Origin of the sequence: Lactobacillus paragasseri (genome assembly GCF_003584685.1) — a bacterium.
Lineage (GTDB): Bacteria > Bacillota > Bacilli > Lactobacillales > Lactobacillaceae > Lactobacillus > Lactobacillus paragasseri.
This window is the reverse complement of the sequence record NZ_AP018549.1, coordinates 609,510-622,986: the sequence shown is the minus strand read 5'-3', so window position 1 is coordinate 622,986 and position 13,477 is coordinate 609,510. Positions and strand designations below refer to the sequence as shown.

General features: G+C 35.1%; 14 protein-coding genes and 1 pseudogene. All 15 read right to left on the bottom strand.

Annotated features, from left to right (window positions below; all coding sequences use genetic code 11):
• Positions 1-90: 90 nt before the first annotated feature.
• Positions 91-789, bottom strand: a complete 699-nt coding sequence (gene rpiA / locus LpgJCM5343_RS02945) for a ribose-5-phosphate isomerase RpiA (protein WP_039157104.1) — start codon at positions 787-789, stop codon at positions 91-93.
• A gap of 3 nt (positions 790-792) precedes the next feature.
• Positions 793-1,716 carry a ribokinase gene (gene rbsK, locus LpgJCM5343_RS02940; RefSeq protein WP_003649194.1) on the bottom strand — a complete coding sequence of 308 codons (924 nt, stop codon included), beginning with the start codon at positions 1,714-1,716 and terminating at the stop codon, positions 793-795.
• Positions 1,717-1,774: 58 nt separating this feature from the next.
• Entirely contained in the window at positions 1,775-2,137 is a 363-nt protein-coding gene (locus LpgJCM5343_RS02935; RefSeq protein WP_231589391.1) for a hypothetical protein, read from the bottom strand.
• Between the two features lie 101 nt (positions 2,138-2,238).
• Positions 2,239-2,706, bottom strand: coding sequence for a Dps family protein (locus LpgJCM5343_RS02930; RefSeq protein WP_003649196.1), 468 nt, complete (start codon positions 2,704-2,706; stop codon positions 2,239-2,241).
• 80 nt (positions 2,707-2,786) lie between these two features.
• Positions 2,787-4,325 carry a YfcC family protein gene (locus tag LpgJCM5343_RS02925; protein WP_101890496.1) on the bottom strand — a complete coding sequence of 513 codons (1,539 nt, stop codon included), beginning with the start codon at positions 4,323-4,325 and terminating at the stop codon, positions 2,787-2,789.
• A gap of 134 nt (positions 4,326-4,459) precedes the next feature.
• Positions 4,460-5,143, bottom strand: a complete 684-nt coding sequence (phoU, locus tag LpgJCM5343_RS02920; RefSeq protein WP_048684893.1) for a phosphate signaling complex protein PhoU — start codon at positions 5,141-5,143, stop codon at positions 4,460-4,462.
• Between the two features lie 17 nt (positions 5,144-5,160).
• On the bottom strand, positions 5,161-5,916 hold the full coding sequence (pstB, locus tag LpgJCM5343_RS02915) for a phosphate ABC transporter ATP-binding protein PstB (RefSeq protein WP_101890495.1): 756 nt from the start codon (positions 5,914-5,916) through the stop codon (positions 5,161-5,163).
• Between the two features lie 10 nt (positions 5,917-5,926).
• On the bottom strand, positions 5,927-6,727 hold the full coding sequence (pstB, locus tag LpgJCM5343_RS02910; RefSeq protein ID WP_003647608.1) for a phosphate ABC transporter ATP-binding protein PstB: 801 nt from the start codon (positions 6,725-6,727) through the stop codon (positions 5,927-5,929).
• 10 nt (positions 6,728-6,737) lie between these two features.
• Positions 6,738-7,627, bottom strand: a pseudogene (gene pstA / locus LpgJCM5343_RS02905) (phosphate ABC transporter permease PstA).
• A complete protein-coding gene (pstC, locus tag LpgJCM5343_RS02900; protein ID WP_101890494.1) occupies positions 7,627-8,619 on the bottom strand; it encodes a phosphate ABC transporter permease subunit PstC in 993 nt (330 codons plus the stop codon). The pseudogene pstA and the gene pstC overlap by 1 nt, the downstream one beginning before the upstream one ends.
• Positions 8,620-8,635: 16 nt before the next feature.
• Positions 8,636-9,505, bottom strand: coding sequence for a phosphate ABC transporter substrate-binding protein (locus LpgJCM5343_RS02895; RefSeq protein ID WP_101890493.1), 870 nt, complete (start codon positions 9,503-9,505; stop codon positions 8,636-8,638).
• A gap of 117 nt (positions 9,506-9,622) precedes the next feature.
• A complete protein-coding gene (locus LpgJCM5343_RS02890) occupies positions 9,623-10,144 on the bottom strand; it encodes a GNAT family N-acetyltransferase (RefSeq protein ID WP_167435359.1) in 522 nt (173 codons plus the stop codon).
• A 99-nt stretch (positions 10,145-10,243) separates the two neighbouring features.
• Positions 10,244-10,978, bottom strand: coding sequence for an amino acid ABC transporter ATP-binding protein (locus LpgJCM5343_RS02885; protein ID WP_101890491.1), 735 nt, complete (start codon positions 10,976-10,978; stop codon positions 10,244-10,246).
• Positions 10,962-12,458, bottom strand: a complete 1,497-nt coding sequence (locus tag LpgJCM5343_RS02880; protein WP_035429810.1) for an ABC transporter substrate-binding protein/permease — start codon at positions 12,456-12,458, stop codon at positions 10,962-10,964. Before LpgJCM5343_RS02880 ends, LpgJCM5343_RS02885 begins: the two co-directional genes overlap by 17 nt.
• A 101-nt stretch (positions 12,459-12,559) precedes the next feature.
• On the bottom strand, positions 12,560-13,408 hold the full coding sequence (locus LpgJCM5343_RS02875) for a patatin-like phospholipase family protein (protein ID WP_039157117.1): 849 nt from the start codon (positions 13,406-13,408) through the stop codon (positions 12,560-12,562).
• Positions 13,409-13,477: the final 69 nt, after the last annotated feature.

The window sequence follows — 13,477 nt, the reverse complement described above, 5'->3', positions numbered from 1 at the left end:
TATCATATTTATTATGAACTAAGATTTGTTACAAAAAAAGACTTGAACTAGTCAAGTCTTTAAAAGTTAGATTATTTTCTTTAAAACTATCTATTTTCTTTTCTTATCTTCAATCGTACCATCGCTATGAGCAATAATAACTTCATCGCACATATCTAAGAACAATCCATGTTCAACAACACCAACTGTGTGATCTAAGTAATCTGCTAAGCCATATGGTACAGGAGTTGGATCAGCAGCTAAGTCAATAATATAATTTCCATAATGCGTTACATAACGCTTGCCGTTATCATCTAGACGCCATTGCGGCTTTAAGCCTTCTACTTCAAAACGTTTAAAATTTTGTTCAGCTGAAACTGGTAAAACCTCAACTGGAAGCGGAAAACCACTTAGGTGGTGAACCAGTTTAGATTCATCAACAATCCAAATGATCTTCTTTGAGTTAATAGCGACATTCTTTTCTAAAGTTAAAGCGCCACCGCCACCCTTGATTCCATCTAGATTATCATCAACACGATCTGCTCCATCTACAGTCAAATCTGCCTGGTCAATATCTGCTAACTCATCAACTTTAAAGCCTAAACCTTCAAGTTGCTTTTTACTACGATTAGAAGTAGTAACAATATGCTTAAGACTAAAACCCTCTTTTTCTTTGCGTTCACCTAATGCATCAATAAAGAAAGCAACTGTTGACCCAGTTCCAACACCTAAAACAGAATCAGATTCTACCATCATAGCAGCTTTAGTGGCTGCTTCCTTTTTTAATTGATCTTGCTCACTCTTGTCCATTATTTAATTCTCCTTTAAAGCTTGCTCAACTACATCTCTAGTCGGAATGGATGGAAATGCACCTAGTTTTTGTACAGTAAATGACGAAGATTTAGACGCATAAACAACACTATCTTTTAAGTTGCTTAAATCAGGTTTTAACTCACTAGATAGAGCACCTAAGAAAGTGTCACCTGCAGCGGTTGTATCTACGGCCTTGACTTTAAAGGCTGGAATAATCTCTTCAATATCTTCATAGGAAACATAAGAACCACGTTCACCAATAGTGATAATTACGCCTTTAATCCCCATCTGATGAAAGACTTCACTGCTTTTCTTCATTGATTCTTCACTATCAACCTTAATCCCGGTAATACTTTCAGCTTCAGTTTCATTAGGAGTAATTAAATCGGTCAACTCTAATAATTCTTTTGGAATGTCAGTACGAGCAGGAGCAGGATTTAAAATAGTAGTTTTACCTGCAGCTCTAGCAATCTTGAAGGCTTCAATAGTTGCTTCAAGTGGAGTTTCAAATTGTGCAATCACAAAATCGCTATCTTCAATTTGATCCTTGGCATTTCTAACATCTTCAGCAGTTACATCAAAGTTGGCACCATGTTGAATAATAATCGAATTTTGACCAGATTCTTGAAGCAAGATATAAGCTTGACCAGTTTGTTCATTAGGCGTTACTGTTACATGATCAACATTAACTCCATTATCCTTAAATTGTTCAAGCATAAAGCGGCCATTGTCATCATCTCCAACACGGCCAACAAATATTGTTTCATTCTTGGCACGACTACTTGCAACTGCTTGATTTGCGCCTTTTCCACCAGCTGCCTTTGAAAATTCGGACATTGCTATTGTTTCTCCTGGTTGAGGAAGTTTCTTGATATGCATAATGTTGTCAACGTTAATTGATCCAACAATTGTAACTTTATTCATCAATTTTTCCTTTCATGCACGATCTTTTTCTTTTAATTATAGCAAAAAGGAGCATTTATTATTTATTTAAGGCAACTGATTTATAAAAGTTATCTGCCTGCACCACTAATATTTGCCTGTCCATTTTGTTTTCGGTTTCTTTTTTGAAATAAAAGTAGGCCATAATTAATTTATTTAAAGTGTTTTTCTTTATATCATAATTGATCGACGGAATTGCAACTAATGGATTGCTTGTATTTCCTATAATAAACATAAAAGTTCTATCTGATTGAGATAGCTTTTTCAGCGATTGTTTAACTTCTGTTGTATCAATACTTTGCCCTGCTTTATAGGCTAAATGATATTCATGCATGGCTTTAATTGCAGCATCTCGAGCTTGTTGGTTGTTAAATAGATCCATTGTTATACCTAAATTTTTCATTTCACTTAAAAGAATATATTTAACTTATAATTTTTCTAAATCATACAATAAACGATAAAAAGGAGCAAAAATTCATTCGCTCCTTTTTTATTCTTTAAAATCTATTCACCTTCGCCAGGTCTCTTACCAAGTTCAGCTGACATCATCCAGATTCTCTTTTCAACGGCGGTATGATAAGCAATTAATAAGTCATTAGTGGAATTGTCGCCTTCATCTTCACTAATCTTAATACCACGTTCATAATCATCTCGTAATTGCTTATATGCATTAACAATTAATTGAAATCTTTCTTCCATGGATAAGTCCCAGCTGCCAACTTGATCTGGAACGTTAGTTTCTTCTAATACTTCTTCATAAGTTGAAATTGGACTACCGTTAATCTCAATTAATCTTTCTGCAACTCCATCTTGTTGTTCAGCTAATTCATCCATTACATCATCTAAATATGGGTGTAATTTCAAAAATCCTCTTCCGAGCATATACCAATGATGTTGATGAACAACCATATGCGCTTGAGTTAAATCAGCAACGATTTCATTCATAATTTTTTTAGTTTTTGGATAAGCCATAAAAATGCCTCCTTGAATAAAACAATATTTATATTTAAATCATAACTATAAAAATTAATAAAAGCTATTTATCTGCCTTATCAGTAAACAACTAAGCCAATTGCTAAAAAGGCTAAACAAATACCAAATTCAATTACTAATAATTTCCAGCAAAACTTAAACCACTTATTAAAGCCGATATTCACCATCATTAAGCTCATTAAAATCAAACCAGTTGGAGCTACCAAGCTGATAAAGCCTTGTCCCCAGTTATAAGCATCAATAATACTTGCTCGGTCAATACCAACTACGTTAGCTAATGGTGCCATAATTGGCATTGAAAGAACGGCTAAACCTGAAGATGATTGAATAAAGAATCCTAAAACAATGTAGACCAAGAACATAAACCAAATGAACAGTAGTGGTGGCATACCAGAAACTTGTTGGCTAAAGAAGTTCATAATGGTATCGCTAGTCTGACTTTCTTCCATCACAATTGAAACGGCACGCGCTAATCCAATTGTTAAAGCTACACCTAATAAGTCGCCTGCACCATTTACGAAGCTTTCAACAAACTTGTGCTCACTTAAGCCTGAAATAAAGGCAAAAATATATCCAGTTGCTAAGAAGACAACTGCAATTTCAGTGAAGTACCAGCCCTTTTGCTGAACGCCCCAAATCATTACAATAAATGCAATTGCGAAAACAAGTAATGTTAATTTTTGGCGCCAAGTAAATTCATGCTCTTGTATTGTTTGGTCTTGATTCAGATATTCTTGATCTTCCTTAACGAAATCATTATAAACATATGAAGCCTTAGGGTTCTTTTGTACCTTTTTAGCATATGCAATAACATAAATCATCCCCACAATAACACAAGTTGCCCACATGCAAATTCTTAACGGCAATGCCTCTGTAAAGTTAACACCAGCAGTATTAGAAGCAATTACAGTTGAAAATGGGTTAATAGTTGACGCCATCGTACCAATGCTGGTTCCTAAGAAGATCGTCGCGACAACCGTCATACGGTCAAATCCTGCCAGTAAAAATACTGGAATCAAAATTGGATAAAAGGCCATGGTTTCTTCAGCTAAACCAAAAGTTGTACCACCAATGGCAATCAAGCCCATTACCAAAACAATCAATAATACTTGCTTACCTTTAATCTTTTTAGAAAGTGCCTGCATACCGGCATCAATTGCACCATTTGCGTGAACAACACCAATACATCCACCAAGAATTAAAACAAAGGCAATAATATCAATACTTTGCGCAATCCCGTTTACTTGTGAAGATAAAAATTGATAAATTGCTCCGCCTAGTCCTGGCTTTTTCTGATCGATCTTTTCATAAGAATCAGGAATTGCCACAGGCTTATAAATGGTACCATTAGTAAACTTCTTCACGTCAATCTTAACTTTATACTTATCTAAAGTTTTTTGAGTTGCTGCTTCTTTATGTTTACTACCATTTGGCTTAGTAATCACAAACTCCTTATTAGGTTGATCATACTCAAGCGTTGCATAATTACCTGATGGGATAAAAAACGTTAAAATCTGCACCAATAGCAGAACGATAATAATAACCGTATACGCTGTTGGAAATTGATGCTTTTTCTTTTTTTGAACTGTATTACTCATAACTTCCCCCGATCACATTTACAGTTTTATTTATAGTTTTATTATAGATTTCTTTATGAAAATTTGCACGCGCTTACATTTATCTACACAAAAAAGACTGCAAAATTGCAGTCTTCTAATTTAAATATTTTCAATTATAGTTCAGTCATTTCATCAGTATCTTTAGTATTTAAGTCAACTAATTCACCTGACATCTTATAAACAACCCACTGTGCTAAATTAACTACGTGGTCACCAATACGTTCTAGTAAACGAATTACCATAAAGTAACTTGAAGAAGCAACTGCAGCTTCTGGATCTTGTTTAATCCCAGCAATAATCAACTTACGCGCCTTCACATAATCTTCATCTACTTCGTCATCTTTTTTAGCAACTTCACGAGCTAATTTTTCATCACCTTGAACATAAGCTTTTAAAACTTGATCAAGCATGAAGTTAACTTTCTTAGACATTGACTTAATAATTGTTTCAACTTCTGGAATACGTGGATTACCCTTTACTCTTATTGTCTCCCAAGCAATTGAAAGTGCATTTTCGCCAATTCGTTCTAAATCTCCCGTTGCCTTTAAGATACTAATTACATTTCTAAAGTCACTAGCAACTGGTTGCTGAAGAGCCATTAACTTCAAGGTTCTCTTCTCAACTTTAGTAGCAGCCCGAGAAACTTTTTGATCATCTTTTACTAGGCTTTGAGCTAATTTTTTATCATGATCAACAAAGGCTTGGGTAGCTTCCTCAATTGACTCACTAACATCAATCCCCATCCCCATAAAGCGGGTATTTAATTTACGTAATTCATCTAAAAAAACTTCATGCATCTTAAAACTTCTCCTTATTAACCAAAACGTCCATTCAGATAATCACTTGTAATCTGTTTCTTAGGATTCATAAACATATCAGCTGTTTTACCATATTCAATTAAGTCCCCACTCATTAAGAAAGCAGTATAATCGCTGATTCGACTGGCCTGCTGCAAGTTATGCGTTACCATGATGAAAGTATATTCATGCTTTAATTCAAGTAAGGTTTCCTCAATTTCACTACTTGAAATTGGATCAAGCGCACTCGTGGGTTCATCAAGCAAAACTACTTTCGGACGAACTGCTAAAGTACGCGCAATACAAATTCTTTGCTGCTGACCACCAGAAAAGGCTTGGGCATTGCGATCTAAATTATCTTTTGTTTCTTTCCAAATTGCTGCCTGCTTAAGACTTTCTTCAACGCGCTGATCAATTAACTCTTTATCCTTAATTCCAGCAATCTTTAATCCGTAAGCAATATTGTCATAAACAGAAAATGGAAAAGGACTCGGCTGCTGGAAAACCATCCCAACTTCTTTACGCAATTCTACCAGATCCATCTTAGAACCATAAATGTTTTGTCCTTCGAACTGAATATCACCGCTAATATGAATGTTGGGAATATCATCGTTCATTCTATTTAAACAGCGCAAGAAAGTTGACTTTCCACATCCCGAAGGTCCAATTAAAGCAGTTAATTCTTTTTCTTCAAAATCCAAGCTAATCCCATGCAAGGCTTCAACATTTCCATAACTTAGATGAACATCTCTACTTGTAATAATATTTTCCACAGTAAACCCCTTATCCAAAACTTCCGCGAATATAATCTTCCGTAATTTCACCCTTAGGATTAGTGAAAATATTTTCTGTTTTATCGTACTCTAGAACATGTCCTAAATGAAAGAAAGCTGTATAGTCACTAATACGACTAGCTTGCTGCATATTATGAGTAACCATAATCATCGTATAATCGGTTCTCAATTGCTTGAGCGTATCTTCAAGCTTAGAGGTAGAAACAGGATCAAGCGCACTAGCCGGTTCATCAAGAAGCAGAATTTCGGGTTTCAAGGCAAGCGCTCGAGCAATACATAAACGTTGCTGTTGTCCACCTGACATGGCTAAGGCACTCTTATCTAGCTTATCCTTCACTTCATCCCACAAAGCAGCTGCTCTTAAACTTTCTTCGACAATTTGATCTAGCTTTTGCTTATCTTTTTCGCCATTTGCTTTTAGAGCATACGTAATATTTTCTCTAATTGATTTTGGAAATGGATTTGGCTTTTGAAAGACCATGCCAATATTTTTTCTTAATTGGTAAACATTGATATTGTTTTTATTAATATCTAAGCCGTGATACCAAATTTCACCATCAACTCGAGCAACCTTATCATTCATTCTATTAAGGCAACGTAAAAAAGTCGACTTTCCTGATCCAGATCCACCAATTAAGGCAGTAATTGTTTTTTTCTTAAATTGCAGACTAGCTCCAAAAAGCTTTTGAATACTCCCACCGTAAAAAACACTAAGGTCCTTAGTAGAAATAATTTGTTCATCTTGATCGAATTGATGAATAAAAGTAGGTGCTTCATTTACATTTTGCATAAATTTCTCCTTATGACTTAGCAGCTGTCAACTTGCGGTATAAATGGTTACCTAAGGCACGTGCACCCAGGTTAAACAAAATAACCACAATGATTAATAAAGCAGAAGTTGCAGCTGAAACAATTGTTGCATCAGGAATGATTCCTTCGGTATTAACTTTCCAAATATGAACAGCTAAAGTTTCTGCTGGGCGCATAACATTTAAGAAACTAGTTGGACTAAGCGGATTCCAATTACTATAGTCAATTGTTGATCCACTTTGACCTGCAGTATAAATTAAAGCTGCTGCTTCACCAAAAATTCTACCAGCACTTAAAATAATACCTGTTAAAATTCCAGGTAAAGCTGCAGGTAAAACAATCCCCCGAATTGTCTTCCAGTTCGATAAGCCTAAAGCAAGTCCAGCATCTCTTTGGGCTTGTGGAACACCTTCAATAGCTTGTTCAATATTACTAGTCAAAGTTGGTAGATTAAAAAATGTTAGTGCTAATGCACCAGAAATAATAGAAAAGCCAAAACCAAATTGCACTACAAATAATAAGTAACCAAATAAACCTACAACAATGGATGGTAAAGAACTCAGATTTCAATGGTTGTTCTAATTAAGTTTGTAAACCAATTATCCTTAGCATATTCTGCTAAATAAATCCCAGCCCCTAATGCAATTGGCAAAGAAATAATCAGTGTCAAGACTAATAAATATAAAGAATTAAAAAGCTGATCTCTTACTCCACCACCAGCTTGATAAGAAGAGGCTTCAGAAGATAAAAAATGCCATGAAAGATGTGGTACACCAGAAACTAAAATATCGCCTAAAATTCCAAAAAGAATAATTACGACAATACTCACCAAGGTATAAATACCAGCCGTAGCAATTTTATTACGCGTTTTTGCATTCATTATTTCTGTCCTCTCTTTCCAATTAAGCGGACTAAGAAGTTAAAGACTAAAGACATAATTAATAATAACAAGGCTAAGGACCAAAGGGCATTATTAGGCAAAGTTCCCATCACGGTATTTCCCATTTGACTAGTTAATTGACTAGTTAAAGTAGCTGATGGACTTACTAAGTTAGCTGGCATTAAAACCGCATTACCAATAACCATTTGTACGGCTAATGCTTCCCCAAAAGCACGTGCCATTCCGAAAATTACCGCAGTCATAATTCTAGGAGAAGCAACTCGCAAAATCACCTTATAAATTGTTTGCCACTTAGTTGCTCCCAAAGCCAAAGAAGCCTTTCGGTAGTCAGAAGGAACAGCCTTTAAACTGTCAACAGTCAAAGAAGTAATCGTTGGTAAGACCATGACAAATAAAACCAAAGTAGCAGACAAAATACCAAATCCTGTGCCACTAAAAATATTTCTAATAAATGGAACAATAATTGTTAACCCCAAAAATCCGTAAACAACAGATGGAATCCCAACTAATAATTCAATTACGGATTGTAAAAAGCGCGCGCCTTTTTTAGAAGAATATTCAGTCATAAACAAGGCTACTGCAATGGCAAATGGTGTTGCTACTAAAGCTGCTAATAAAGTTACTGAAAAAGAAGTTACAATCATTGCAGCTGCACCAACATGGCTCTTTCCTTCACCTGGATCCCAGTCACTAGAAGCCAAAAATTGAAATACATTTACGTGGTCTTTAGTAAATGTTTCTAAGCCATGGAAGCCAATAAAACCAATAATTGAAGCAACTAAAATAATAATTAAGATAATAGCACAGTAAGTTAACCCCTTACCCCAATATTCTTGTCGCGTTTCTTTTGAGGGTTCAGTTAAACTAGCAACATCAACCTTGCTAGCTCCAATCTTCTTTAATTTAACATGAGGAACCTTTTGCTTATCTAAAGCAGATTCAACTACTTTTTTTAGATCTTTGTTATTCATCAAAACGTCCTATTCTTTATTTTTGAACAACATGATTATTACTATCACGTTCAACTTGCATCTTATTGATACTAATGTAGCCTAGCTTTGGCACTAAGTCATTTTGAACTTTACTACCAAGCATATAATCAATAAACTTTTGAACATTTTTATTAGGCTTTCCCTTAGTATACATATGCTCGTAAGACCAAAGATGCCAACGATTTGTTTCCACATTTTTATTCGTAGGCTTTATTTTGTCAATACTCAGTTTTTGAATATTTTCATCATTAGCATATGGGAAAGAAATATAAGAAATCGTCCCTGGCGTAGAGCTGACGATCTTACGCACAGTACCGTTAGAATCTTGTTCTTGCGCTTGAATTGGCTTTTTTCCGTTCAGAATTAGGCCTTCAAAAGTTCCTCGAGTACCGCTACCTTTAGAACGATTAATTACAGTGATATTTTGATTTTTTCCGCCAACTTGTTTCCAGTTGGTAATCTTACCAGTAAAAATATCACTCAATTGCTGTCTGGTTAAATTTTTCACGCCAGCGCTCTTATTAACAATTGGTACAATACCTACAACTGCAACTAGATGATTTTGCAATTTTTTGGTGTCAATTCCTTTTTGTGTTTCAGCAAAAACATCAGAAGTTCCGATTTCAACAGCACCAGCCTGTACTTGGCTAAGACCAGTCCCAGAACCTCCACCTTGAACAACAATATTACTGTCTGGATGAGAAAGACGATAGTCATTTCCAGCTTGCTCAGCTAAAAGCTGCATGGCACTAGATCCAACAACAGTAATCTTATTGCTATTATTGTTAGCACAGCCTGTAAGTCCGATTAAAATAGCTAGCAGTCCTAAAACAGCAACTATTTTAAATTTAAAATTTGTTCTCATCAATTTCTCCATGTAATTTACAGTATTTAACAAGAATATTTTATCATAATATTCTTTGTCAACAGAACGTCTAAATTAAACAAAAGGCTAGGTTTTTCAACCTAGCCAAAAAGTTATCTATTCTCTGATATTTTCATAAACATATGAAATTTCATCGGGACGATAAACGCCATGTAGTTCTCCTACTTTAGTAAAGCTCATTTTATCAATTAAATGCTGCATTGCAGTATTATTTTCATGAGTATCAATACGAATACTATCAATATCTTTACGATTATCACGAATATAATCAATTACCTCAGTCAACAATTTAGTAGCATAACCATTGCCCGCATGCTTTGAATGAATTGCGACACGGTGTATTACCACATACTTGTCTGTATTACGAAGCCATTTACCCTTTAAATTATCGTAGGAATGATCTGGAGCTTCAACAATTGAAATGGCTCCAACAGTTTCGCCATCAGCTGAAACAGCAAGATAAGCAAAGCCTTTTTCAATATCATCTTTAATTTGATCTGGAGAAGGATAATCTCCTTGCCATTGATCAACTCCGCGCTCTGCTAGTTGGTTTGCTCCATCCTTCAAAATCGCCATGATTTGATTATAGTCATTCATTGTAGCTTGTCTAATCTTCATTAAACTCATCCCTTTCCAACTTTTTTATCAAGAAACCATTATAAAGAAAAGCACTCTCCTTGTAAAAAGAAAGTGCTTATTTAAAAGAAATATTAATATTTATAAAACTTTAGAAAGGAAATCTTGTGCACGTGGGCTCTGCGGATTTTCAAAAATTTGTTCAGGACTGCCCTGTTCCTGTAAATATCCATCCGCCATAAACCAAACTTCATCAGAAACTTCACGAGCAAACCCCATTTCGTGAGTAACGATAACCATCGTCATTCCCGAATCAGCTAAATCCTGCATTGTCTTTAAAACTTCTCCGACCATCTCTGGGTCTAATGCACTTGTTGGCTCATCAAACAGCATTACCTCTGGATCCATCGCTAACGCCCGAGCAATGGCAACACGCTGCTGCTGACCACCAGAGAGACTCGAAGGATATTGCTCAGCCCGATCTTTCAAACCAACTTTAGCCAGTAATTCTAAAGCTTGTTTCTCAGCCTCATCTTCACTTACGCCCTTAACCTTCATTGGAGCAAGTTTGATATTTTCAACTACATTCATATTAGGAAAAAGATTGAAACTTTGAAAAACCATTCCCATTCTTTCACGTAAAACATCTAACTCTTTTTCATTAATATGCGTTAAATCTTGTCCATCAAAAACGATCTTACCACTACTTGGCTTTTCAAGTACATTAAGACAGCGTAAAAATGTACTTTTTCCTGAACCTGATGGGCCAATGATACTGATAACTTTTCCTTTATCAACATTTGCTGAAATATCTTTGAGGACTTCTTTTTTTCCAAAACTTTTCTTTAAATGTTCAACCTTAATCATTGCTGTCATTACGCTTCATCCTCTTTTCAAAGTGATTCAACAATCTCGTCAATGAGAAAGTCATAACAAAGTAAATAATCATGGCAATGAATAATGGCAATACACCCTTATAAGTTGAAGTTTGAACTAATTGTGTTTGGTACATTAATTCAGCAACCCCAATTACTGAAACCAAAGAACTGTCCTTTAATAAAGTAATAAACTCATTACCTAAGGCTGGCCAAATATTCTTTATTGCCTGAGGAATAATTACATATCTAAATGCCTTCTGACGGCTTAAACCTAGGGAACGTGCTGCTTCCATTTGTCCTTTTGGCAAAGAATCAATTCCTGACCTAATATCCTCAGCCACATAGGCTCCAGAATTAAGCCCAATGGCAATAATACCAGCAACCAAGGCTGAAAGATTAGAAATCAAATATCCAATTCCAAAGTATACAAACAAGATTTGAACCATTTGAGGCGTACCGCGAATAAATTCAATATAACAAACAGCAAGCCAATGTAAAATTGGATTCTTAGACAGGCGCATCAAGGCTAAAATGATTCCTAAAACAATACCAATAATGACAGAAAAGACAGTAATTACAATCGTGTACCAGATGCCCTTGAAGAAGTATGGAATATATTTAGCAAAAGTATTACTTTTCTTTTCCGTTTTCATATATTTGGCAGCTGCTGGAAGGTATTGTTTATTAATTAAGTCTTTCTTTTGAACATGATCAATAGTTTTATTCACCTGAGCAACTAATTCATCTTGTCCCTTTGCAATTGCTACTGCATTTCCAGACTGTGTTTCTTTCAGGTTTGAACGTACTGCGGCTAAGCTATTATTATTTTCCGCATAAGCTTTAGCGATTAATTCTTCAACGACAACTGCCGAAACCTTACCAGATTGTAAAGCTAAGACCAAGTTATTAATTTTCCCAAGACCTTTTAACTTAGAATCTTTCATTTGCGACTTAACTAAATTATATTGGTTACTTCCTGTTTGAGCACCAATAGTTTGGCCTTTAAGGCTTTGGATGCTTGTATACTTATCCTTATCTTTTTTGTTTACTAAAAAATATTCACCACTTGGCTTGTAGTAAATTTTTGAAAAAGCCACACTTTGTTTTCTCTCAGGAGTAGGCGTCATGGCAGAAATAACCATGTCTACCTTTCCTGTTTCAAGTGCAACTAACAGCGAATCAAAAGACATATTTTTAATAACAAGCTTTACGTTTAAATCTTTGGCAATATCTTTAGCTAATTCTATATCGACTCCAACATACTTAGTCTTGCCATTTTCACTTGCTGTAAATTCTAATGGCGGATAGTCGGCGGATGTACCTACTACTAGCTCTCCACTCTTTTTAATCTTCTTTAAAACACTACCTTCTGCTACTTTCTTTTCACTAGCTGCTTGAGCTGGTTGAATAAAAGTGGCACCGAGTGAGAAGAAGAGTAAAAATGCAAAGAAAAAACTAAATAGTTTTGTTTTCTTCATTACGCTCATTCCCTCTATATTATTACTATTAAAAATTAAAAACTGAAATTTTAAGCTTTTGTTAATTATAGCGAATGAAACGCAATGAAGACAAGTAAATATTATTCTTTTAAATAAGATTGAACTGCTTTTAAACAATTTTGAGCTTCTTTTACGCCAATATTGTATACTCGTTTCAATTCCTTAGGATCTTTTTCCATCGTACCAATATCTAAAGGATAAGGAGGCCTGATAACTAACATTTTGCCTTGTACTTCTTTTTTTCTAATGTAACTAAGGACATCATTATAATCTGTTGCCCTAGTCTTCAATTTTTTTAAGACAGCAGGATACTTGTGTAATACTAACTCTAACGCTGGGTATAGTTTACTTGCTTCTTTTCGGTAAGATAGTGGCTGCGTTAAAATTACAACATTCTTCTGATAGCCAATTTTTTCAAAAAATTTAATCGGGATTGAATCACTAATTCCCCCATCCCAATATTTACGATTACCTATCTCTACTGGCCTTGCAAAAACTGGAATAGAAGAAGATGCACGAATCCATTTTAAATCAGCCTCTTTGCCTGACAACAACTTGTGATATACAGCTTCTCCATTATCAATGTCAGTTGCCACACACCAAAAATCCATTGGATTTTTTTGAAAAGCATTTGTATCAAAGATATCTAATTTAACTGGTAGCTCTCGGTAGCAAAAATCAGCGCCATATAAATCTCCTGTCTTTAGCCACGACTGCCAACTTGATAAGCGAGGATCATGAGCATATTTAATGTTATAACGTAAAACTCTTCCTATTTGTTCAGATTTATAATTACAGCCAAATGCAGCCCCAGCTGACACACCAATTGCTCCATCAAACTTAATTTTTTCTTTCATTAAAGTATCAATAACACCAGCGGTAAACATGCAGCGCATCGCTCCGCCTTCCATTACCAATCCTTTTTTCATACTTTCGCCACCTTTATTTTTAATATTTTAGCAAGAAAAAACTGCTAGTTAAAACTAGCAGTTAAAGTT

Excerpts from the sequence above, each read along its gene's own strand:
- rpiA (WP_039157104.1), bottom strand. The coding sequence starts at position 789 with ATGGACAAGAGTGAGCAAGATCAATTAAAAAAGGAAGCAGCCACTAAA.
- rbsK (WP_003649194.1), bottom strand. The coding sequence starts at position 1,716 with ATGAATAAAGTTACAATTGTTGGATCAATTAACGTTGACAACATTATG.
- LpgJCM5343_RS02935 (WP_231589391.1), bottom strand. The coding sequence starts at position 2,137 with ATGAAAAATTTAGGTATAACAATGGATCTATTTAACAACCAACAAGCT.
- LpgJCM5343_RS02930 (WP_003649196.1), bottom strand. The coding sequence starts at position 2,706 with ATGGCTTATCCAAAAACTAAAAAAATTATGAATGAAATCGTTGCTGAT.
- LpgJCM5343_RS02925 (WP_101890496.1), bottom strand. The coding sequence starts at position 4,325 with ATGAGTAATACAGTTCAAAAAAAGAAAAAGCATCAATTTCCAACAGCG.
- phoU (WP_048684893.1), bottom strand. The coding sequence starts at position 5,143 with ATGCATGAAGTTTTTTTAGATGAATTACGTAAATTAAATACCCGCTTT.
- pstB (WP_003647608.1), bottom strand. The coding sequence starts at position 6,727 with ATGCAAAATGTAAATGAAGCACCTACTTTTATTCATCAATTCGATCAA.
- pstC (WP_101890494.1), bottom strand. The coding sequence starts at position 8,619 with ATGAATAACAAAGATCTAAAAAAAGTAGTTGAATCTGCTTTAGATAAG.
- LpgJCM5343_RS02895 (WP_101890493.1), bottom strand. The coding sequence starts at position 9,505 with ATGAGAACAAATTTTAAATTTAAAATAGTTGCTGTTTTAGGACTGCTA.
- LpgJCM5343_RS02890 (WP_167435359.1), bottom strand. The coding sequence starts at position 10,144 with ATGAAGATTAGACAAGCTACAATGAATGACTATAATCAAATCATGGCG.
- LpgJCM5343_RS02885 (WP_101890491.1), bottom strand. The coding sequence starts at position 10,978 with ATGACAGCAATGATTAAGGTTGAACATTTAAAGAAAAGTTTTGGAAAA.
- LpgJCM5343_RS02880 (WP_035429810.1), bottom strand. The coding sequence starts at position 12,458 with ATGAAGAAAACAAAACTATTTAGTTTTTTCTTTGCATTTTTACTCTTC.
- LpgJCM5343_RS02875 (WP_039157117.1), bottom strand. The coding sequence starts at position 13,408 with ATGAAAAAAGGATTGGTAATGGAAGGCGGAGCGATGCGCTGCATGTTT.